General features: G+C 55.6%; 25 protein-coding genes. 17 read left to right on the top strand and 8 right to left on the bottom strand.

From position 1 onward, the window contains the following. Positions 1–11: 11 nt before the first annotated feature. From dcyD to C5687_RS20320, 6 genes are all read right to left on the bottom strand, one after another. Positions 12–998: a D-cysteine desulfhydrase gene (dcyD, locus tag C5687_RS20345; RefSeq protein ID WP_104557674.1), complete on the bottom strand. Its 987-nt coding sequence runs from the start codon at positions 996–998 to the stop codon at positions 12–14. A 106-nt stretch (positions 999–1,104) separates the two neighbouring features. After that, a complete protein-coding gene (gene tcyJ, locus C5687_RS20340; protein ID WP_059385041.1) occupies positions 1,105–1,905 on the bottom strand; it encodes a cystine ABC transporter substrate-binding protein in 801 nt (266 codons plus the stop codon). Between the two features lie 86 nt (positions 1,906–1,991). Beyond that, the gene (fliZ, locus tag C5687_RS20335) at positions 1,992–2,543 is read right to left on the bottom strand and encodes a flagella biosynthesis regulatory protein FliZ (protein WP_025759916.1); all 552 of its coding nucleotides are present in this window, start codon (positions 2,541–2,543) and stop codon (positions 1,992–1,994) included. Between the two features lie 54 nt (positions 2,544–2,597). Continuing rightward, positions 2,598–3,317 (bottom strand): RNA polymerase sigma factor FliA, encoded by a 720-nt coding sequence (locus C5687_RS20330; protein ID WP_025759917.1) that lies wholly within the window; start codon positions 3,315–3,317, stop codon positions 2,598–2,600. 129 nt (positions 3,318–3,446) lie between these two features. After that, positions 3,447–4,652 carry a flagellin lysine-N-methylase gene (gene fliB / locus C5687_RS20325; protein ID WP_104557672.1) on the bottom strand — a complete coding sequence of 402 codons (1,206 nt, stop codon included), beginning with the start codon at positions 4,650–4,652 and terminating at the stop codon, positions 3,447–3,449. A gap of 62 nt (positions 4,653–4,714) precedes the next feature. Continuing rightward, a complete protein-coding gene (locus C5687_RS20320) occupies positions 4,715–5,539 on the bottom strand; it encodes a flagellin N-terminal helical domain-containing protein (protein ID WP_104557670.1) in 825 nt (274 codons plus the stop codon). Positions 5,540–5,940: 401 nt separating this feature from the next. Between C5687_RS20320 and fliD the strand changes: the two genes are divergently transcribed. From fliD to amyA, 4 genes are read left to right on the top strand one after another with little or no spacing between them, the layout of a single operon-like run. Next, positions 5,941–7,365: a flagellar filament capping protein FliD gene (gene fliD / locus C5687_RS20310; RefSeq protein ID WP_104557666.1), complete on the top strand. Its 1,425-nt coding sequence runs from the start codon at positions 5,941–5,943 to the stop codon at positions 7,363–7,365. Positions 7,366–7,386: 21 nt separating this feature from the next. Next, positions 7,387–7,791: a flagellar export chaperone FliS gene (gene fliS / locus C5687_RS20305; protein ID WP_025912252.1), complete on the top strand. Its 405-nt coding sequence runs from the start codon at positions 7,387–7,389 to the stop codon at positions 7,789–7,791. A 5-nt stretch (positions 7,792–7,796) separates the two neighbouring features. Next, complete coding sequence (gene fliT, locus C5687_RS20300) at positions 7,797–8,171, top strand: flagella biosynthesis regulatory protein FliT (protein WP_045285399.1); 375 nt, start codon at positions 7,797–7,799, stop codon at positions 8,169–8,171. Positions 8,172–8,223: 52 nt separating this feature from the next. Next, positions 8,224–9,711 (top strand): alpha-amylase, encoded by a 1,488-nt coding sequence (gene amyA / locus C5687_RS20295; RefSeq protein WP_104557678.1) that lies wholly within the window; start codon positions 8,224–8,226, stop codon positions 9,709–9,711. Between the two features lie 102 nt (positions 9,712–9,813). Here the strand turns inward: amyA and yedD are convergent, their stop codons facing one another. After that, a complete protein-coding gene (gene yedD, locus C5687_RS20290) occupies positions 9,814–10,227 on the bottom strand; it encodes a lipoprotein YedD (protein ID WP_025759923.1) in 414 nt (137 codons plus the stop codon). 74 nt (positions 10,228–10,301) lie between these two features. Further along, positions 10,302–10,616, bottom strand: a complete 315-nt coding sequence (fliE, locus tag C5687_RS20285) for a flagellar hook-basal body complex protein FliE (RefSeq protein ID WP_104557664.1) — start codon at positions 10,614–10,616, stop codon at positions 10,302–10,304. A 228-nt stretch (positions 10,617–10,844) separates the two neighbouring features. Here fliE and fliF point away from each other — a divergent pair, with 228 nt between their 5' ends. From fliF to fliR, 13 genes are all read left to right on the top strand, one after another. Next, positions 10,845–12,521 carry a flagellar basal-body MS-ring/collar protein FliF gene (gene fliF / locus C5687_RS20280; RefSeq protein ID WP_059385097.1) on the top strand — a complete coding sequence of 559 codons (1,677 nt, stop codon included), beginning with the start codon at positions 10,845–10,847 and terminating at the stop codon, positions 12,519–12,521. Then, on the top strand, positions 12,514–13,512 hold the full coding sequence (gene fliG, locus C5687_RS20275; protein ID WP_008500327.1) for a flagellar motor switch protein FliG: 999 nt from the start codon (positions 12,514–12,516) through the stop codon (positions 13,510–13,512). Before fliF ends, fliG begins: the two co-directional genes overlap by 8 nt. After that, the gene (gene fliH, locus C5687_RS20270; RefSeq protein ID WP_025759464.1) at positions 13,505–14,212 is read left to right on the top strand and encodes a flagellar assembly protein FliH; all 708 of its coding nucleotides are present in this window, start codon (positions 13,505–13,507) and stop codon (positions 14,210–14,212) included. The genes fliG and fliH overlap by 8 nt, the downstream gene beginning before the upstream one ends. Next, positions 14,212–15,582 carry a flagellar protein export ATPase FliI gene (fliI, locus tag C5687_RS20265; protein ID WP_045285403.1) on the top strand — a complete coding sequence of 457 codons (1,371 nt, stop codon included), beginning with the start codon at positions 14,212–14,214 and terminating at the stop codon, positions 15,580–15,582. Before fliH ends, fliI begins: the two co-directional genes overlap by 1 nt. A gap of 21 nt (positions 15,583–15,603) precedes the next feature. Then, a complete protein-coding gene (gene fliJ / locus C5687_RS20260) occupies positions 15,604–16,047 on the top strand; it encodes a flagellar export protein FliJ (RefSeq protein WP_014170734.1) in 444 nt (147 codons plus the stop codon). Next, on the top strand, positions 16,044–17,276 hold the full coding sequence (gene fliK / locus C5687_RS20255; protein ID WP_104557662.1) for a flagellar hook length control protein FliK: 1,233 nt from the start codon (positions 16,044–16,046) through the stop codon (positions 17,274–17,276). Before fliJ ends, fliK begins: the two co-directional genes overlap by 4 nt. Positions 17,277–17,382: 106 nt before the next feature. Then, a complete protein-coding gene (gene fliL, locus C5687_RS20250) occupies positions 17,383–17,853 on the top strand; it encodes a flagellar basal body-associated protein FliL (protein ID WP_021241388.1) in 471 nt (156 codons plus the stop codon). Between the two features lie 4 nt (positions 17,854–17,857). Further along, positions 17,858–18,862 carry a flagellar motor switch protein FliM gene (fliM, locus tag C5687_RS20245; protein ID WP_008500320.1) on the top strand — a complete coding sequence of 335 codons (1,005 nt, stop codon included), beginning with the start codon at positions 17,858–17,860 and terminating at the stop codon, positions 18,860–18,862. Next, positions 18,859–19,272, top strand: a complete 414-nt coding sequence (fliN, locus tag C5687_RS20240; RefSeq protein ID WP_025759467.1) for a flagellar motor switch protein FliN — start codon at positions 18,859–18,861, stop codon at positions 19,270–19,272. The genes fliM and fliN overlap by 4 nt, the downstream gene beginning before the upstream one ends. 2 nt (positions 19,273–19,274) lie before the next feature. Then, positions 19,275–19,649, top strand: a complete 375-nt coding sequence (gene fliO / locus C5687_RS20235; protein ID WP_025759468.1) for a flagellar biosynthetic protein FliO — start codon at positions 19,275–19,277, stop codon at positions 19,647–19,649. Continuing rightward, positions 19,649–20,386, top strand: a complete 738-nt coding sequence (fliP, locus tag C5687_RS20230) for a flagellar type III secretion system pore protein FliP (protein ID WP_008500316.1) — start codon at positions 19,649–19,651, stop codon at positions 20,384–20,386. Before fliO ends, fliP begins: the two co-directional genes overlap by 1 nt. Before the next feature lie 9 nt (positions 20,387–20,395). After that, entirely contained in the window at positions 20,396–20,665 is a 270-nt protein-coding gene (gene fliQ, locus C5687_RS20225; RefSeq protein ID WP_008500315.1) for a flagellar biosynthesis protein FliQ, read from the top strand. Between the two features lie 7 nt (positions 20,666–20,672). After that, on the top strand, positions 20,673–21,276 hold a 604-nt coding region (fliR, locus tag C5687_RS20220), incomplete at its 3' end, for a flagellar biosynthetic protein FliR (RefSeq protein ID WP_104557660.1).

The raw sequence follows: 21,276 nt of genomic DNA, 5'->3' as shown, positions 1-21,276 counted from the left end.
CGACCTGATTTTTAGACATGAGGATGATAGGCAAACAGCGCAGGCGCCCCGCCGGTATGAACAAATAAAATCGGCCCTTCATCCTTAAAGCGTTTCTGCGCAATGCCATCAATCAGTCCGGCCATCGCTTTGCCCGTATAGACAGGATCAAGCAGTATGCCTTCGAGACGCGCCAGCAGCTTAACCGCTTCCATTCCCTCTTCGTTAGGCGTGCCGTAACCCGGGGCAAAATAATCATCCCAGAGCAGGATCTCGGCCTTTGCCTGCAGATCCAGTTGCTCAGCCAGCGCCTGTTGCAGAGCCACCACTTTGGGCTTCTGATCCGCGACACTGCGGGACACCGTGACGCCAATCAACTCCACCTCCGGCAGCAGTTGCTCCAGCCCTACCGCCAGCCCGGCATGCGTGCCCGCACTGCCGGACGCGACCACCACCGAGGAGAGGCTAACCGCCCCCTCGCACTGCTGCGCAATTTCCAGCGCGCTTTCCACATACCCCAGCGCACCCAGCGCATTCGAACCGCCGACGGGGATGACGTAGGGACGGAAGCCCTGAGCTTCGAGACGCGTCGCCAGTTCATCGAGCTGCGCGGTGGGGTCGGTCAACGCATCAACCATCTCAACCTGCACGTTAAACAGATCCAGCAGCAGGCGGTTACCGTTGGTCAGATAGTTTTCTGCCCGCGTGCCAATCGGGTTTTCCAGCAATGCCACGCAATGCAGCCCAAGTTTTGCCGCCACGGCCGCCGTCTGACGAACGTGGTTAGACTGAATCGCCCCGGCAGTGACCAGCGTATCCGCCCCTTCGCGCAGGGCGTCCGCCACCAGAAACTCCAGCTTGCGCAGCTTGTTGCCCCCCATTGCCATCGGCGTCACGTCGTCACGCTTAATAAAAATATCGCGCCCTAAATAATCAGAAAATCGCGGCAGGTACTCCAGCGGCGTTGGCGCGCCGATAAACTCCAGACGAGGAAAGCGCGTTAAATTCTGTAGTGGCATGGGTTCTCCGGTAACTCAGACAAAATGTGATATTTTTCATTATGCACGCAGACGCGTAAGAAATAAAAAAGGCGCTTTTAAAAGCGCCTTTTTTTACGTCAAAGACTTATTTGGTGACGTCTGCGCCGAACCACTTCTCGGAGAGCGCCTTCAGGCTGCCGTCTTTTTGCATGTCAGCAATTGCGGAGTCGATCGCCTTAACCAGGTCTTCGTTGCCTTTACGTACCGCGATGCCGGATTCCTGACGAGAGAACGCATCACCGGCCACCGCCAGCGTGTTGTTAGTTTTCTTCACCAGATCCAGTGCGGCCAAGCGGTCAACCAGAATGGCGTCAATACGGCCTACGCGCAGATCCTGGTATTTGGTCGGGTCATCATCATAGGTACGAATATCCACGCCCTGCACGTTCTGGCGCAGCCACTCTTCGTAGTTGGTTCCCAGACCGACACCGACTTTCTTCCCTTTCAGGTCCGCGGCCGTTTTAATCCCACCTTCGTTGCCTTTTTTCACCAGCGCCTGAATACCGGACACGGTATACGGGGTGGAGAAGTCATACTTCTTCTTACGCTCGTCAGAAATGGTGACCTGGTTAATAACCACGTCAATACGTTTCGAATCCAGCGATGCCAGCATACCGTCCCATTTGGTCGGTTTCAGGGACGCTTTCACGCCGAGGTGCTTCGCCAGCTCTTCAGCAAACTCCACTTCGAAACCGGTCAGCTTACCGTCATCTCCCTGGAAGCTGAACGGAGGATACGTCCCTTCCAGCCCAACCAGCAGCGTACCGCGCTCTTTCACCTTATTCAGCAGGTTTTCTGCGGCGAACGTTTTCACGCTCATGCCCGCAACCAGCGCAACGGCCATAACACCCATCAGCGCCTGACGACCCAGAAGTGCAAATTTCATAAATACCCCGATATAGTGGAATTTTTACGTAGTGTAGAGAAATCGCCTGCAACGTCAAAGGCGACTGCGCTACATCTTATTCTTTTTTAATATATATCAGAAGTTGTTCCGGCGTGGGCTTTCTGCTTCACCGCTCCCGGCATTTGCACCTTATATTGCGCGTACTTGCGCAGCGCAATTCGGTAGTTGTTGGTGCTGGTCGCCGGCAGCCACGGCTCCAGATTCTCATCCAGATAGCCGGTCTTGAGCAGATCGCGGGAAATGTTGTTTACGGTCAGATGCTGGCCGAGGCGACGCAGGCGAACCACATATTCGCGAACGGTGCCGTGGCTCATCTCCGTTTGTTCAAACAGGAATTGTTTGAAGCCGATAATGTCGAAGAAGTCGCTTTGCTCTTTGCAGTGGAGATCGCCACAGAAACGGCAAAGCGCCACCCACTCTTTTTGCTCTTCGAGCCATGCTGCTTCGTCCATCAACGTGTCGAGGCGCGAAATCGCGATCTTATTGACGATTTCGCCACGGCGAACCAGCGTGATACGATCGAGTAACTTGTTACAGTGGGCGCAATGCGTCTGGCTGTGTTTAAAGTCTTTCAGGTAGCGGCTTAAAGGCCGTCTTTTAGATTGCTGCACCGTCATGATAACTCCTGGTTGTCAATACGTTGTGCGGCATTTTTAAGGTGAATCAATCACCTATAACTTACCCAGTTTGGTTCGTAAGCGTTTGATGGCCTGGCTGTGCAGCTGGCTCACCCGCGACTCTCCCACCTCCAGAACAGCGCCAATCTCTTTGAGGTTAAGCTCTTCCTGGTAATAAAGGGTCAACACCAGCTGTTCGCGTTCCGGCAGAGCGTCAATCGCTTCCATCACGCGCTGGCGTAAATTCCCTTCCATTAAATGGTGTAACGGGTTCTCTTGCTGATGCTCATCCGTCACCAGCTCGATGCTATCGCCATGCTCTTCGCGCCACTCGTCATAGGAGAAGAGTTGGCTATTATTGGTATCGAGCAACATCTGACGATACTCTTCAACAGCAATGCCAAGACGTTCCGCCACTTCGGTTTCCGTTGCGTTGCGTCCCAGTTCCTGTTCCAGCTGCCCCATCGCATGCGCCACTTCGCGTGCGTTACGGCGAACACTGCGCGGTACCCAGTCACGGCTGCGCAGCTCGTCCAGCATCGCACCACGAATACGCTGAACTGCGTAAGTCGTAAATGCCGTTCCTTGCAGAGCGTCGTATCGGTCAACTGCATTCAATAACCCGATACCGCCCGCCTGTAGCAGATCGTCGAGTTCCACGCTCGCCGGCAAGCGCACCTGGAGGCGCAATGCTTCGTGACGCACCAACGGGACATAACGCTGCCACAGCGAGTGTTTATCCATTACACCTTCAGCGGTATAGAGTGAATTCACGATAAACAGCCCTGCGTTAGTTGAGTTATCGGCATGATTATCCGATTCTGCAGGGCGTTCAATTGGATGAAAAAGGGGGATAAAGTGAGGTTATTCTGAGGTTGCCCACAACAGGGGCAACTTTTTTCACTAAATTAACAGTTGTAACAATGAAAGATCGTCGCCCAGTTTGACGCTATCTATATGTTGATGAAAGAGCTTTCCCGCTTCCTGATTATGCTGGCTCAGGGAGTGAAAACTGTAAATAACATCAATAATATTATCTTGTTCAATTTTCCCCGCCACGATGGCCTGCCCGGCCAGTAACGATTTCAGGAAATAGAACTCCGCCACGATTAAATAAAGGTTATTCAACATGCTGCGGCCATTGTTTTGCGGGAAGCCCTGCTCCCAGAGTTTATATTTAAAAAAGTTCTTAAATACATAGTCATGGGTGGCCAGGTAGCTGCCCGCCGCATCGCGCCAGACGGACTCGATGTTTTCCATCACCTGCTCTGCCGGTACGCTATCACCGACAGACTCAAATTGTTGATACAGCTGGGTAAAATAACGGTTCAATACCGCGCCGCCGCGGGCGCCTGCTTTCTTCGTAAAGTAACTCTGAATCAGCGAGATTAAGGCGAATTTCAGACTGTAGTTCTGATTAAAACCGCTTAACTCCGTTTTGATTTTACCGCTCACCAGTTCGTTCACCAGTGAAAAATAAACCGTTTCGAGCGTGCCGATATTCTCCGATAGATTGTCGAGCTTTTCGGCCACCATCAGGAATTTCACTACGGCGTATACCTGCTCTTCAACGGAAACCGTTTCAACGCTGAATATATTCTGACAGAAGAGATTGATGACTTTTGCCTGGAGATCAATCGTCGGCGCATTATTGACGTCCTGCTGGACGCTGATGGATTCCATCATTGACATGGCGTCCCGGTCATTCAACAGCAGTCGGGTCACTTCCGGACACGAGAGATTGAGCGATTTTTCGATTTCATTTTTATAGACCCGGCTTGTCCGCGGGAACGACGAACAGGTTGGGCTTAAGGCCTGGGCACCCATCGCGCTATGAATAGAGCAGAGTTTTTCGGTATCCATAAACGGGCAATTTTTGCTTTCCGTACGGAAAATCACTTCGCCCCAGTGGCCATAGTGTTTTTTGGTGACTTTTATCGCCGTTTTCGCCGTCTGACGAATCGCGACATTTTTACTGTTCAGATAGCGGTTAACGGAGGATTTATCAAATGCGATGGTCCAGCCCTGACAACAATGTTCACGGCATTCCCCACCGACACATGAAAAATCTGCGACCAGCTTTGGTTGAGTAACACTGATTTGTTTCACAGGCGGATTCTCAAATAGCAGAGATAAAAAAACCCCGCCGAAGCGGGGTTTCGTGCGTAAAATTAACGCAGCAGAGACAGAACAGTCTGTGGAACCTGGTTTGCCTGAGACAGAACAGAAGTACCAGCCTGCTGCAGGATCTGCGCGCGGGACATGTTGGAAACTTCAGTTGCGTAGTCAGCGTCCTGGATACGGGACTGAGCAGCGGACAGGTTGTTAGAGGTGTTGTTCAGGTTGTTGATGGCAGAAGTGAAGCGGTTCTGCACAGCACCCAGGCCAGAACGAGCGGTATCAACTTTAGCGATAGCTTTGTCAATGGTGTCCAACTCGGAGCCGGTCAGGGTCGTCAGGTCCAGGGTGTCGACTTTCAGAGTCGCAATATCCGCTTGCGCACCTTTCAGGTCAAGATCGATGGTGTCACCATCGTTAACGCCAACCTGAATTTTAACCACACCAGCAGCACCTGCAGTGCCGTTCAACAGTTTGATGCCGTTGAAGTCAGTTTTGCTTGCAACACGGTCGATTTCATCCAGACGTGCTTTTACTTCATCCTGCAGAGAAGACAGGTCAGTTGCGCTGTTGGTGCCGTTTTTTGCCTGAACAGTCAGTTCACGAATGCGCTGCAAGTTGCTGTTGATTTCGTTCAGGGAACCTTCAGCAGTCTGCGCCATGGAGATACCGTCGTTGGCGTTACGTGCTGCCTGGTTCATGCCTTTAATCTGGGAGGTCATGCGGTTTGCAATCGCCTGGCCAGCGGCATCGTCTTTCGCGCTGTTGATACGCAGACCTGAAGACAGACGCTCAATAGCAGTGCCCAGAGAAGACTGAGATTTGTTCAGGTTGTTCTGAGTAGTCAGGGACAACAGGTTAGTATTGATAACTGCCATAATTTTCTTTCCTTCAAAAATTGGGTTTTAGGTCCGGTGCCTAACACTCACAGCGTCTCTCACCGTCAACAAGGTTATCGACGGGTCCCCAAAAGACTTTAGAACCAATTTTGAAAAAATTATAACGTACTGTTTTACAACGATTTTATTTTTAAAAAAGCCATTAAGGCCCGCCAGGGGAATATTATTTACGCTTTTTAAATGCATAAAAAGATGATCAACAGGACGCTTGTTTATCCCCGTTTTTAATACGCGTATCGCGTGCCTAAAGTGCAATCCTTTCATTAACCCCGCCAGGACGTGTCTATTCTGTGGATTATTTTTTTCTCACCATCGTAAACTTTTGCGTTAAGAGGCCGATAAGAGTCCTGAACTACTTTCGTATTTTAAGGAAAATATGCATGGCTACTATCAGCAACCTCGGGATAGGTTCTGCAGGACTCGGGGATTTATATAATCAGTTGGAAGCAGCAGAGAAAACCAAGCTGACGACGATTACTTCCCAGCAATCAACGTATAACGCACAGTTAAGCGCTTACGGCAAACTGCAGAGCGCCATGACTTCGCTGCAGACTGCGACGGCTGCGCTGGGTAAAGCAACCACCTGGAACTCAACGTCCGTTTCCAGCACTAACACGGCCTTTACTGCCACAACCACGGCGGACGCGTCCGTAGGTTCCTATGTTGTCAACGTCAACCAGGTGGCAAAAGCACAGGCGCTCACGACGGGCTCCTATGCCAACAACACGGATCTGCTGGGCGATACGACAGGGACGACGCGTAAAATCACCATCACCCAGCCGGGTACCAAGACACCTTTAGAGGTGACCCTGGCGGATGGCGATACGTCCCTGGCAGGGATCGCGAGTGCGATTAATAAGGCGAACGGCAACGTCACCGCCAGCGTGATTAAAGCGAAAGACGGTGATTACCGCCTGATGCTGTCATCAAAAACCACCGGTACGGATGGGGCGATGACCATCACCGTGACCGGCGATGACAAGCTGCAAAGCGCAATTGGCTACGATTCAACCACCAAAACGGGTGCCCTGACGGTGAACACCACCGCACAGAACGCCATTGTGGTGGTGAACGACATTTCGATCGAGCGTCAGTCGAATACCATTACCGATGCGTTGCCTGGGATCACCTTCTCGGTGAAGGCTGAGAGCAAAGCGGATGAAACCCTTGAGATTACACGCGCAACGGATGCCAACCAGAAAGCGATCACCGACTGGGTTACGGCGTACAACTCGCTGCAGTCCACGATTAACAGCCTGACGAAGTACGTTCCGGTTGATGCCGGTTCGGGCAGCCAGTCCACCAGCAACGGCGCGCTGGTCGGTGATGCAAACGTGCGTGGGATCCAGTCTCAGCTGCGCGGTCTGCTTACCGAAGTCCAGGCCGGCTCGGTTCAGATCATGGCCCAGCTGGGGATTACCCAGGATCCGGTGAAAGGCGCGGACGGCACTGTCGGTAACCTGAAAGTGGATACCGATAAGCTGAAAAAAGCGCTGACCGACAACCCGAACGCCGTACAGCAGTATTTCGTCGGTGACGGAAAGAAAACCGGCATGGCGACCCAGATGAATAACACGCTGACCTCCATGCTCAGCACCAGTACCGGCAGCGCCGGGGTGATCCAGAACGCGAAAGACGGGATCAACAAAACGCTGAAAACGCTGGGTGAACGTTACGATGCCATGGATGCCCAAATTGAAGCGACCATGGCGCGTTACAAAACGCAGTTCACCAGCCTGGACGTATTAGTCACCAAAATGACCAGTACGGCTAACTACCTGACCCAACAGTTCTCACAGAAATAGTCGTCGCATTGAGGAGTGGATATGTATAACACCTCTGGTGTTCAATCCTATCAGCAGATAGGAGTCGAAAGCGCAGTTATGAATGCCAGTCCACACCAGCTGATTGTCATGTTGTTCGACGGGGCGCATAGCGCCCTTGTCCGCGCGCGTTTGTTCCTGGAAGCCGGACAAATTCGTGAAAAAGGCGAAGCGTTATCCAAAGCCATCAACATCATCGACAACGGTTTAAAAGCAGGACTGAACATGGAGGTTGAGAGCGAGTTGTCGGGTAATCTTGCCTCCTTGTACGAATATATGGTTCGACGTTTGTTGCTGGCGAATGTCAGTAATGACGTTGACGCAATTGTTGAAGTCGAGGGTTTATTAAACAACATTGCGGATGCATGGAAGCAAATCGGCCCCAATGCGTCCTCTATTTCAGGATAATTTTGATGAATACTCCCAGCGCAGCGCTTAGCCACTGGCAGGCGTTACATGCTCAGAGCATTGCTATGCTAAATCTTGCACATTCTGGTCAATGGGATGCGCTTATCGAGCAGGAAATGCATTACGTACAACTGGTGGAAAGGATTTCTCAAACGCCCATCATGTCATGCCCTCCGGCTCAGGTTGAGCAAGCGCGTGCGCTGCTGGAAATGATCCTCGAAAATGAGAATGCGCTAAAGGCGTTGCTGAAAGTCCGCATGGACGAGCTGCGCAGCCTGATTGATCAAACCGGTAAACAGCAATCCATCACGTCTACCTATGGAAAGCTGTCAGGGAATATTCTTTATCCAGAAAGTTTGACCCGCGACACACAATTATGATTTCTTCATCCATACTCCAGAAGTCAGCTAACCGGCTTCTGGAGCAAGGATGATGAAAAACCCCACCCTGTTACAATGCTTTCACTGGTATTACCCCGCAGGCGGTGAATTGTGGCGAGAAGTCACGGCATTAGCCCCCAACCTTAACGAAATCGGCATCAACATGATCTGGCTACCCCCTGCTTATAAAGGCGCGTCCGGGGGTTATTCAGTGGGTTATGATTCGTATGACCTGTTCGATCTTGGCGAGTTTGACCAGAAAGGCAGCGTTGCCACCAAATACGGCGACAAAGCGCAGCTGCTGGAGGCCATCGACGCCCTCAAAAGCAACAACATTGCCGTCCTGCTGGATGTGGTGGTGAATCACAAAATGGGGGCCGACGAAAAAGAGCCTGTTCGCGTTCAGCGCGTGAATGAGCAGGACCGCACGCAAATTGATGATGAAGTCATTGAGTGCGAAGCCTGGACCCGCTACACCTTCCCTGCCCGCGCCGGGCAATATTCGCAGTTCATCTGGGATTACAAATGCTTCAGCGGCGTCGACCATATAGAAAACCCCGATGAAGACGGCATCTTTAAAATCGTCAACGACTACACCGGCGACGGCTGGAACGATCAGGTTGATGATGAGATGGGTAACTTCGATTATCTGATGGGCGAGAATATCGATTTTCGCAATCACGCCGTGACCGAGGAGATCAAATACTGGGCCCGCTGGGTGATGGAACAAACCGGCTGCGACGGTTTTCGTCTGGATGCCGTGAAACACATCCCCGCCTGGTTCTACAAAGAGTGGATTGAGCACGTTCAGGAAGTCGCCGCCCAGCCGTTATTTATCGTGGCGGAATACTGGTCCCACGAGGTGGATAAGCTTCAGGCCTATATCGATCAGGTCGAGGGCAAAACCATGCTCTTTGATGCCCCCCTGCAGATGAAATTCCACGAAGCGTCACGTCAGGGGCGGGATTACGACATGCGCCAGATTTTCACCGGCACGCTGGTGGAAGCCGATCCGTTCCATGCGGTGACGCTGGTTGCCAACCATGACACCCAGCCGTTGCAGGCGCTGGAAGCACCGGTCGAGGCCTGGTTTAAACCGCTGGCCTACGCGTTGATCCTGCTGCGGGAAAACGGTGTACCGAGCGTCTTCTATCCCGATCTCTTCGGCGCCAGCTATGACGATACCGGGGGAGACGGTGAAACGTACCATATTGATATGCCAGTGATTGAGCAGCTTCATGAGCTGATCCTCGCTCGCCAGCGTTTTGCCCACGGCGTGCAGACGCTCTTTTTTGACCATCCTAACTGTATCGCCTTCAGCCGCAGCGGCACCGATGACGATCCTGGCTGCGTGGTGGTGATGTCGAACGGCGACGACGGCGAAAAAGTGATTTGTCTTGGGGAAAACTACGGTAATAAAACCTGGCGTGATTTTCTCGGCAATCGCGAAGAAACCATCACCACGGCAGCGGATGGCGAAGGGACGTTTACCTGTAAAGGAGGAAGCGTCAGCGTGTGGGTGATTGAGGATGCGTTGTAGAACGGGAAACGTGCGGCCTGATGCCCTCACCCCGTCCCTCTCCCACAGGGAGAGGGCGCAAACACCAAAAACGGCAACGAGGTTGCCGTTTTGCTTTTACCCTTAGGGCAGCTTACTCTCCAGCGGATTTTTGCTCAGGTAATCGGCACACTCCACCGTTGGGCGGTCGACCTTCTGCAGCTCCATGCCGTCGTACTCCAGCACCGAGCCATCGCGCTCCAGCGGATAGATATCCAGCTTGCGGGTCACGTTGTAATAGCTGTCTGAACGCAGCATGATTTTACCCGGCACGGCAATCACGCGCTGCCATTGACGGCAGTCCAGCGTATCGCCCTCCTCCGTCACCACTAACGTGGCAATCGCCTCCGGGCTGACCATTTTGCTCTGCGGCCCTTTTGACTGCCAGTATCCCGCCAGATGTGCCGGGACCGGATGCTTAATCACGTCCTGATAGTTATCTACCTGAACGCATCCGGTCAGTGCCAGCAGCGCGCCAGCAATTGCTATTTTTTTCATCATCTTTCCTGCATTCGAAGAAAAAAATATTGTGGCATTAAAGCGCTAAGGCTGCCAGCGAAGATCGCCAGGTCTTAGACCTGCATCCCCATCACCTCTTGATAGGCGGAAACCAGCTTGTTACGCACCTGGATCCCCATCTGCAGGGAGACCGAGGCTTTTTGCAAATCGGTCATCACATCGTTTAGCGCCACGCCCGGCTCGCCGAGGGTGAACTTCTCGGCCTGCGTGCGCGCGGCGGTCTGGGTATCGCTGATACGGTCAAGCGCGGCGTGCAGTTGCCCGGCAAAGCTAATACCCCGCTGCTGTTCTGCCACATTCTGATTACGGGCCGTCATCGCGGTTGCCTGCAGCTGACTAATAACCCCTTCAATACCCTGAATAGCCATGACTCTCCCCTGGATGGTTTTTTACGCGGTCAAGACTAACAGCTTGTCAATAAGATAATGGCGGTAAATAGCGTTAAAAAACCAGGTTATTTGACGCATAGAAAATCACGAATCATCAAATAATGGCAGGGCCATCAATATGGAACTTTTGTCGTGTTTGCCGACCCGGGAGTCAGTTTTGTTTCTCTACACGAATAACGTAAACCACCAGGATTTAAGAGGTGCGCAATGAGTGCTACAGCATCGACAGCGCCGCAAAATAAATCACTCGAGTGGATGAACCGCCTTCGCGCGAATCCTAAAATCCCGTTGATCGTGGCAGGCGCTGCCGCAATTGCGATCCTTGTAGCGATGGTCCTGTGGGCGAAGAGCCCTGACTACCGGACGCTCTACAGTAACCTTTCCGATCAGGATGGCGGCGCCATCGTCACCCAGTTGACCCAGATGAACATCCCTTATCGCTTCGCCGATAACGGGGGCGCGCTGGAAGTGCCTGCGGATAAGGTACACGAACTCCGTCTGCGTCTGGCTCAGCAGGGGCTGCCGAAAGGCGGCGCGGTGGGCTTTGAGCTGCTGGATCAGGAAAAATTCGGTATCAGCCAGTTCAGCGAGCAGGTGAACTACCAGCGTGCGCTGGAAGGTGAACTGGCCCGCACCATTGAAACCTTAGGCCCGGTGAAGAGTGCCCGTGTGCACCTGGCGATGCCTAAACCCTCCTTATTTGTCCGTGAGCAGAAATCGCCTTCCGCTTCCGTGACCGTGAACCTTGAACCTGGCCGCGCGCTGGACGAAGGGCAAATCAGCGCGGTGACGCATCTCGTCTCCAGCGCCGTCGCCGGTCTGCCGCCGGGTAACGTGACGCTGGTCGACCAGAGTGGCCATCTGCTGACGCAATCCAATACCGCCGGTCGCGATCTGAATGATGCGCAGCTGAAATATGCCGCCGATGTGGAAAGCCGTCTCCAGCGTCGTATCGAAGCGATCCTCGGCCCGGTGGTGGGCAACAGCAACGTGCACGCGCAGGTCACCGCGCAGATCGACTTCTCTAATAAAGAACAGACCGAAGAGCAGTACAGCCCGAACGGCGATGCCTCTCAGGCGGTCATGCGTTCGCGCCAGATCAACTCTAACGAGCAGATTGGCGGTGCTTATCCTGGCGGCGTACCGGGTGCGCTCTCTAACCAGCCTGCCCCGGCAAACGCGGCGCCGATCTCTACCCCGCCGGCCAATCAGCAGAACGGTCAGCAGAATCAGCAGACAACCTCTACAACCAGTAACGCCGGTCCGCGTACCAGCAGCCGTAACGAAACCACGAACTATGAAGTGGACCGCACGATTCGCCATACCAAACTGAACGTCGGTGATATTCAGCGCCTGTCCGTCGCCGTGGTGGTGAACTACAAAACGCTGCCGAATGGCAAACCGCTGCCGCTGACCGCCGAGCAGATGAAGCAGATCGAAGACCTGACCCGTGAAGCGATGGGTTACTCCGAGAAGCGTGGCGACAGCCTCAACGTGGTGAACTCACCGTTCAACTCGGTTGAAGAGACCGGTGGTGAACTGCCGTTCTGGCAACAGCAGGCGTTTATCGACCAGCTGATGTCCGCAGGTCGCTGGCTGCTGGTGCTGATTGTCGCGTGGCTGCTGTGGCGTAAGGGCGTTCGTCCTCAGCTTCAGCGTCGTGCAGAAGCCGAGAAAGCGGCTCGCGAACAGATGAGCGCGCGTCAGGAAGTGGAAGAAGCGGTTGAAGTTCGTCTCAGCAAAGACGAGCAGATGCAGCAGCGCCGTGCTAACCAGCGCATGGGCGCTGAGGTGATGAGCCAGCGCATTCGCGAAATGTCAGATAACGATCCGCGCGTCGTGGCGCTGGTCATCCGCCAGTGGATGGGTAACGAACATGAGTAATACGCTTACGGGCACCGATAAAAGCGTCATCCTGCTGATGACCATTGGCGAAGATCGCGCGGCAGAGGTGTTTAAGCACCTCTCCCAGCGGGAAGTGCAAATTCTGAGTGCGGCAATGGCCAACGTGCGTCAGATCTCCAACAAACAGCTGACCGAAGTGCTGTCGGAGTTTGAGCAGGAAGCAGAACAGTTTGCCGCTCTCAACGTCAACGCCAACGACTACCTGCGCTCCGTGCTGGTCAAGGCCCTGGGCGAAGAGCGTGCCGCCAGCCTGCTGGAAGATATTCTGGAAACGCGCGATACCGCCAGCGGTATCGAAACGCTTAACTTTATGGAGCCGCAGAGCGCCGCCGACCTTATTCGCGACGAGCACCCGCAGATTATCGCGACCATTCTTGTCCACCTCAAACGTGGCCAGGCAGCCGATATTCTGGCGCTGTTCGAAGAGCGTCTGCGTCACGACGTGATGCTGCGTATCGCGACCTTCGGCGGTGTCCAGCCGGCCGCGCTGGCGGAGCTGACCGAAGTGCTGAACAACCTGCTCGACGGCCAGAACCTCAAGCGCAGCAAAATGGGCGGCGTGAGAACGGCGGCAGAGATCATCAACCTGATGAAAACCCAGCAGGAAGAGGCGGTTATTACCGCGGTTCGCGAATTCGACGGCGAGCTGGCGCAGAAAATCATCGACGAGATGTTCCTGTTCGAAAACCTGGTCGAAGTGGACGACCGCAGCATCCAGCGCCTGCTCCAGGAAGTGGATTCCGAGTCGCTGCTTATCGCCCTCAAAGGTGCCGAGCAGCCGCTGCGCGAGAAGTTCCTGCGCAACATGTCCCAGCGTGCGGCGGATATCCTGCGCGACGACCTTGCCAACCGCGGCCCGGTTCGTCTGTCTCAGGTGGAAAACGAACAGAAAGCTATCCTGCTTATTGTTCGTCGTCTGGCAGAAACCGGCGAGATGGTGATTGGCAGCGGAGACGACACCTATGTCTAATGAGCTGCCGTGGAAGCGCTGGACGCCGGACGATCTGGCCCCTCCCCTCTCCGAGTTCACGCCAGCCGTGATTCAGACCGAGGAGAGTGACCCGGACGTCGAACAGCCCGAGCTGAGTGAAGAAGAACAGCAGGCACAGATGCTGGCTCAGCTGCAAATGCAGGCGCATGAGCAGGGCTATAATGCCGGTCTGAACGAAGGCCGTCAGAAAGGCCACGAGCAGGGATACCAGGAAGGTCTGGCGAAAGGGTTAGAGCACGGCATCGATCAGGCGCGCCAGCAGCAGGCGCCGCTCCATGCCCGTATGCAGCAGCTGGTCAGCGAGTTTCAGCATACGCTGGACGCGCTGGACAGCGTCATTGCCTCGCGCCTGATGCAGATGGCGCTGGAAGCCGCCCGTCAGGTGATCGGCCAGACACCGGTGGTAGATAACACGGCGCTGATTAAACAAATTCAGGGCCTGCTGCAGCAGGAGCCGCTGTTTAGCGGGAAGCCGCAGCTGCGCGTCCATCCGGACGACCTGCAGCGCGTGGAAGAGAGTCTGGGCGCCACGCTGAGCCTGCACGGCTGGCGTCTGCGCGGTGACCCGACGCTACATCACGGCGGATGTAAAGTCTCTGCCGATGAGGGTGACCTGGACGCCAGCGTCGCCACCCGCTGGCAGGAACTGTGTCGCCTGGCGGCACCGGGAGTCGTCTGATGACCGCACGCCTCACCCGCTGGCTCAATACCCTCGACAACTTTGAGACGAAGATGGCGCAGCTGCCATCTGTTCGTCGTTATGGCCGACTGACCCGCGCCACCGGCCTGGTGCTGGAAGCCACTGGCCTGCAGCTGCCGCTGGGCGCGACCTGTGTGATTGAGCGTCAGGATGGCCAGGAAACGCGGGAAGTGGAAAGCGAAGTGGTCGGATTTAACGGCCAGCGTCTGTTTCTGATGCCGCTTGAAGAGGTGGAAGGCATCCTGCCCGGCGCGCGCGTGTATGCCAAAAACATCACCGGCGATGGACTGCAGAGCGGGAAACAGCTGCCGCTGGGTCCGGCCCTGCTGGGTCGCGTGCTGGATGGCAGCGGCAAACCGCTCGACGGACTGCCCTCCCCGGACACCACCGAAACCGGCGCGTTGATCACCCAACCGTTTAACCCCCTGCAGCGTACCCCTATCGAGCATGTGCTGGATACCGGCGTGCGCCCGATTAACGCCCTGCTGACCGTTGGTCGTGGGCAACGTATGGGTCTGTTCGCCGGCTCAGGCGTAGGTAAATCGGTCCTGCTCGGCATGATGGCGCGTTACACCCAGGCCGATGTGATCGTCGTGGGGCTGATCGGCGAGCGTGGTCGTGAAGTAAAAGACTTTATTGAAAACATTCTGGGTGCGGAAGGCCGTGCCCGTTCGGTGGTTATCGCCGCACCGGCGGATGTTTCCCCGCTGCTGCGCATGCAGGGTGCCGCGTACGCCACCCGTATCGCCGAAGATTTCCGGGACCGCGGCAAACACGTGCTGCTGATCATGGACTCCCTGACCCGTTACGCGATGGCGCAGCGTGAAATCGCGCTGGCCATCGGTGAGCCACCGGCCACCAAAGGTTACCCGCCTTCGGTCTTTGCCAAACTCCCTGCCCTGGTTGAGCGTGCGGGGAACGGCATCAGCGGCGGCGGCTCTATCACCGCGTTTTACACGGTGCTGACGGAAGGCGATGACCAGCAGGATCCGATTGCCGACTCCGCGCGTGCGATCCTTGACGGTCATATTGTGCTGTCGCGTCGTCTGGCCGAAGCCGGGCACTATCCGGCCATTGATATTGAGGCTTCTATCAGCCGTGCAATGACGGCGCTGATAACCGAGCAGCACTACGCCCGCGTGCGTAACTTCAAACAACTCCTCTCCAGCTTCCAGCGTAACCGCGATCTGGTCAGCGTGGGGGCGTATGCCAAAGGCAGCGACCCGATGCTCGACAAAGCGATTAACCTGTGGCCGCAGCTGGAGGCATTTTTACAACAAGGCATTTTTGAACGCGCCGACTGGGAAGATTCCATTCAGGCACTGGAGCTAATTTTCCCGCAGGTGTAACACAGGTGGAGGGCGAAGGTCATGGCGCAAAACAGCGCGTTATCAACGCTGAAAGATCTGGCAGAAAAAGAAGTTGATGATGCCGCATTGCAGCTTGGCGCAATGCGACGCGGGTGCCAGCAGGCTGAAGAACAGTTGAAGATGTTAATCGACTATCAGCATGAATATCGCACCAACCTCAATACCGATATGACACAGGGCATTGGCAGCCAGCGCTGGATTAACTATCAGCAGTTTATCCAGACGCTGGAGAAGGCGATAGAACAGCATCGCCAGCAGCTGAACCAGTGGACCCAAAAAGTCGATACTGCGCTGAATTTCTGGCGTGAGAAGAAGCAGCGACTGCAGGCCTGGCAGACCTTACAGGACCGGCAGATCGCCGCAACGACCCTGGCGGAAAACCGTCTGGATCAGAAGAAAATGGATGAGTTTGCCCAGCGCGCATCAATGAGGAAACCGGAATGATCACACTGCAACAACTGCTGATGAGCGACAGCGAGCTCGCAGGCGGCACGCAGACAGGGAAAGGCACCGAGGGTGCGCAAGACTTTCTCTCTCTGCTGGCGGGCGCCCTGACGGAGGCAACGGGCCAGGGCAACGATGCGCCGCTGACCCTGGCGGACCTGAAAGCTGCCAACAGCAAGCTCTCTAAAGTGGCTCAGGACGCCAAAGGCGATACCGCTCTGCAGGCTAAAATTGCTGACCTGCTCGCGCGTCAGCCGACACTGAATGGCGAGGAAGCCACGCCTGTCATCTCGCCTGAAACGTTGGTTTCCGGGCTGGTGCCGGTATCGAAGGGCGATGCCCTGAAAGCGCTCAATGCGGTCAACAGCAAAGATGACGGCAAAAGCGAGCTGAGCGAAGAGGAACTGGCCGGATTAAGCGCGCTGATGGCCATGCTGCCGCACCAGCAGACCCGCACCGTCCAGGCGACAGAGCGTAACGATATTACCGCACCGTCGGCGCTGGGTTCCGCAACGCGTGCCCAAAACGGTGCGACCCAGCCGTTGCTGAACGCGGCGCAGGGCGGCCATGAAAAAGCGCAGATAACGACGCCTTATCAAAGCCAGACGCAGATGACAAACAGCGATCCGGCGCTGCCTGCCAACGCGCCGGCAGCACCGGTTGTGACCGCCAGCGCAGAGAAGCAGGACCTCGCCAGTTCATCCTCCTCGTCGCCGACGGCCACCCTGGCACCGATCGTCTCCAGCCATGCGACCAGCCAGCCTGCCGCTACCGTTGCCACCGCGCCGGTGTTAAGTCAGCCGCTGGGTACCCACGAATGGCAACAATCCCTGAGCCAGCACATCACGCTGTTCACTAAGCAGGGCCAGCAGACCGCGGAACTGCGTCTGCACCCGGAAGATCTGGGTCAGGTGCAAATTTCACTTAAACTGGACGATAACCAGGCGCAGCTGCAGATGGTTTCTGCTCACAGCCATGTCCGTGCGGCACTGGAGGCAGCCCTGCCGGTCCTGCGGACCTCGCTTGCGGAGAACGGCATTCAGCTGTCGCAAAGCAGCGTCAGCAGCGAGAGCTTTGCCGGGCAGCAGCATTCCTCCTCCCAGCAGCATCAGGCTTCGCGTTCCGGCAACACCGGCGGTTTTAATGAAGAGAGCGATGAGCTTCTGCCTGTCCCTGCGGCCCTGCAATCCGCCGCGCGCGGTAACGGTGCCGTAGACATCTTCGCCTAAACGCCAGAGGTAGCGTGATTATCCCCGTCTTTTCCACGCTTTGACGACAGCAGGACACGGGATAATCACCTTATTAAGCTGTACCGAAACAGGAAGCTCGTATCAGATGACTGACTCCGCTATCACCAAAAAAAGTAAGCGTTCCATCTGGATCCCGCTGCTGGTGTTGATCACGCTCGCCGCCTGCGCTACCGCGGGCTATAGTTACTGGCGTATGCAGCAGGAACCTTCAACCGCTGCGGCCAAGGCCGAACCTGCACCGCCGCCGGCGCCGGTATTTTTCCCTCTGGACACCTTCACCGTGAATCTCGGTGATGCGGACCGTGTGCTGTATGTCGGTATTACGCTGCGCCTGAAGGATGAAGCCACCCGCGCGCGTCTGAATGATTATCTCCCGGAGGTGCGCAGCCGCCTTCTGCTGCTGTTCTCTCGTCAGGACGCTTCGGCGCTGGCCACCGATGTTGGCAAGCAAAAGCTGGTCGATGCCATTAAACAAACGCTGGCGACCCCGCTGGTAAATGGTCAACCTAAGCAGGAAGTCACTGACGTTCTGTACACAGCTTTCATTCTGCGGTAACGACATGGGCGACAGTATTCTTTCTCAGGCAGAAATCGATGCGCTGCTCAACGGCGACAGCGATAAGAGTGACGATCCGCAACCGGGTATTGGCGGCGATAGCGATATTCGCCCCTATGACCCGAATACCCAGCGTCGCGTGGTACGTGAACGTCTGCAGGCGCTGGAGATCATTAACGAACGTTTTGCACGTCAGTTCCGTATGGGGCTGTTTAACCTGCTGCGTCGTAGCCCGGATATCACGGTCGGTGCGATCCGCATTCAGCCGTATCATGAGTTTGCCCGCAATCTGCCGGTGCCAACCAACCTTAACCTGATTCATCTGAAGCCGCTGCGCGGCACCGGTCTGGTGGTGTTTTCCCCAAGCCTGGTGTTCATCGCGGTGGATAACCTGTTCGGCGGCGACGGGCGTTTCCCGACCAAAGTAGAAGGTCGTGAATTCACCCACACCGAACAGCGCGTCATTAACCGCATGCTGAAGCTGGCGCTGGAGTCTTACAGCGACGCGTGGAAAGCGATCAACCCGCTGGAAGTGGAGTACGTCCGTTCTGAGATGCAGGTGAAATTTACCAATATCACCACCTCCCCGAACGATATCGTCGTGAACACCCCGTTCCACGTGGAGATCGGTAACCTGACCGGTGAGTTCAATATCTGCCTGCCGTTCAGCATGATCGAACCGCTGCGCGAGCTGCTGGTCAACCCGCCGCTGGAGAACTCCCGCAACGAAGACCAGAACTGGCGTGAAAACCTGGTCCGCCAGGTCCAGCATTCACAGCTTGAGCTGGTGGCGAGCTTCGCCGATATCCCGCTGCGGTTATCCCAGATCCTGAAATTACAACCCGGTGATGTTTTGCCGATAGAAAAACCCGACCGCATTATTGCCCATGTGGATGGTGTCCCCGTGCTGACAAGCCAGTACGGCACGATTAACGGTCAGTATGCGTTACGCGTTGAGCACTTGATCAACCCGATTTTGAATTCGCTGAATGAGGAACAGCCCAAATGAGTGACATGAACAATCCGTCCGATGAAAACAGCGGAGCACTGGACGATCTGTGGGCTGACGCGTTAAACGAGCAAAAAGCGACCCCGAGCAAAAGTGCGGCGGATGCCGTCTTCCAGCAGCTTGGCGGCGGTGACGTCAGCGGCACGCTGCAGGACATCGACCTGATTATGGACATCCCGGTTAAGCTGACCGTTGAACTGGGCCGCACCCGGATGACCATTAAAGAGCTGCTGCGCCTGACGCAGGGTTCCGTGGTCGCCCTTGACGGTCTGGCCGGTGAACCGCTGGATATTCTGATCAACGGTTATCTGATTGCCCAGGGTGAGGTAGTGGTGGTTGCCGATAAATACGGCGTACGTATCACCGACATCATTACCCCGTCTGAACGTATGCGTCGACTGAGCCGTTAAGCATGAAAACCCAGGCAACACTATCGCAACCTTCTGCCGTCCCCGGTTCACCTCTGCTCCAGGTGAGTGGGGCGTTGTTCGGTATTATTGCCTTTATTCTTATCGCCGCCTGGCTGGCGAAGCGCTTTGGTCTGGCGGGTAAAACCGCCGGCACCCGCGGCCTGAAAGTCAGCGCCAGCACCACGCTCGGGCCACGTGAACGCGTGGTCATCGTCGAGGTGGAAGATGCGCGTCTGGTCCTGGGCGTCACGGCCTCCAGCATCAACGTATTACATAAACTGCCGCCCGCCCCTGTTGAGGTGGACGCGCGCGCAGAGGCCCCTGCGGATTTTCAGTCCGTCATGAAGAGTTTGCTTAAGCGTTCCGGGAGATCCTGATGCGCCGTTTGTTATCCCTGACGCTTGCGGGCGTTGGCCTGTTTGCTCCCGCGGTTTATGCGCAACTGCCCGGTCTGGTATCTACCCCGCTCGCGGGCGGTGGCCAAAGCTGGTCACTTCCGGTTCAGACGCTGGTTTTCATCACCTCGCTGACGTTTATTCCGGCCATTCTGCTGATGATGACCAGCTTCACCCGCATCATCATCGTCTTTGGTCTGCTGCGAAACGCCCTGGGCACCCCGTCCGCCCCGCCAAACCAGGTTCTGCTCGGGCTGGCGCTGTTTTTAACCTTTTTCATTATGTCGCCGGTGATCGATAAGATTTATACCGACGCTTATCAGCCGTTCAGCGAAGATAAAATCTCCATGCAGGAGGCGCTGGATAAAGGCGCGCAGCCGCTGCGGGAATTTATGCTGCGCCAGACGCGCGAAGCGGATCTCGCCCTCTTTGCCCGTCTGTCCAATACCGGCGAGCTGCAGGGGCCGGAAGCGGTACCCATGCGTATTCTTCTGCCCGCCTATGTCACCAGCGAGCTGAAAACCGCGTTCCAGATTGGCTTTACCATATTTATTCCGTTCCTGATTATCGATCTGGTGATCGCCAGCGTGCTGATGGCGCTCGGGATGATGATGGTGCCGCCCGCGACCATCGCCCTGCCCTTTAAGATCATGCTCTTTGTGCTGGTCGACGGCTGGCAGCTGCTGGTCAGTTCGCTGGCGCAGAGCTTCTACAGTTAAGGAACGGCAATGACACCCGAATCGGTCATGATGATGGGCACGGAAGCGATGAAAATCGCCATTGCCGTTGCCGCACCGCTGCTGCTTGTCGCGCTGGTGACAGGTCTGATTATCAGTATTTTGCAGGCCGCCACGCAGATTAACGAAATGACGCTGTCGTTCATTCCGAAAATCATCGCCGTGTTCGTGGCGATTATTGTCGCCGGGCCGTGGATGCTGAACCTGTTGCTGGACTATATGCGCAACCTGTTTACCAACCTGCCGTATATCATCGGCTGATCTGACGATGCTGCACTTCACCAGCGACCAGTGGGTTCAGTGGCTCGGCGTCTATTTCTGGCCGATGCTGCGCATTATGGCGCTGGTCTCCACCGCCCCGATCCTCAGTGAGAAATCGATCCCCAAGCGTGTCAAAGTGGGGCTGGGCATTATCATCTCGATTATCGTCGCCCCGTCCCTTCCCCCGGTGGAGATCCCGATTTTCTCGGCGAACGCGGTGTGGGTGGCTCTGCAGCAGGTGATGATTGGCGTTGCCGTCGGCTTTACCATGCAGCTCGCGTTTGCCGCCGTGCGTACCGCGGGAGAGCTGATTGGCCTGCAGATGGGGTTATCGTTCGCCACGTTTGTCGATCCCGGCAGTCATCTCAACATGCCCGTGCTGGCGCGCATTATCGACCTGCTCGCCATGCTGCTGTTTCTGTCGTTCAACGGTCATCTGTGGCTCATCTCCATGCTGGTGGACACCTTCCATACGCTGCCGATTGGGGAAAATCCGGTGAACAGCAATGCGTTTCTGGCGCTGACCCGCGCTGCAGGGCTGATTTTCCTCAACGGGCTGATGCTGGCGCTGCCGATCATCACCCTCCTGCTGACCGTCAACCTGGCGTTAG

It is taken from the genome of Enterobacter sichuanensis (assembly GCF_002939185.1).
Taxonomy (GTDB): domain Bacteria; phylum Pseudomonadota; class Gammaproteobacteria; order Enterobacterales; family Enterobacteriaceae; genus Enterobacter; species Enterobacter sichuanensis.
The sequence above is the reverse complement of the archived record's forward strand: the minus strand, read 5'-3'. Positions and strand labels throughout refer to the sequence as shown.